This window comes from Treponema primitia ZAS-1 (assembly GCF_000297095.1).
In the GTDB taxonomy this organism is placed as follows: Bacteria; Spirochaetota; Spirochaetia; order Treponematales; family Breznakiellaceae; genus Termitinema; species Termitinema primitia_A.
The window spans coordinates 1-348 of the sequence record NZ_AEEA01000080.1 but is presented as its reverse complement, the minus strand read 5'-3'; the positions used below and the strand labels follow the sequence as shown (position 1 = coordinate 348).

Annotated in this window: 1 protein-coding gene; it reads right to left on the bottom strand. The window is 63.2% G+C overall.

Annotated elements, in window-relative coordinates:
* Positions 1-74: 74 nt before the first annotated feature.
* Positions 75-348 (bottom strand): hypothetical protein (locus tag TPRIMZ1_RS19075; RefSeq protein ID WP_010260777.1); only part of this gene is annotated, 274 nt, incomplete at its 5' end.

Here is a 348-nt window from a genome sequence, read left to right as displayed (position 1 = left end):
CCCCCATGGGACCGCCCCAGCCCTGGAGTTTCGGCATAGCCGAAACTCCGGAGGAATAAAAAGACTACGTCTTTTTATTCCTCAAACCAGAGCGTGGGATACACCGTATACGTGCCGCCGCCGTTCCAGCCGCCCAGGCTCTTCCAGTAGGTGCCGCTTCCGCTGCCGTCGCCGGTGCCCCATTCGGTGCTTTGGCCGGAGCTGCCGGTGGTGCTGGGCCATGCGCTGTCGCTGAACAGCGTGCCGCCGCCGCCGTTGGTGGTGCTGCCGGTAACGTCGGTTCTTTCTACCCAGTAGCAGGCGGTGATGGTTCTGCTGTTGGTCCCCACCACGCCGCCGAAAGAGTTC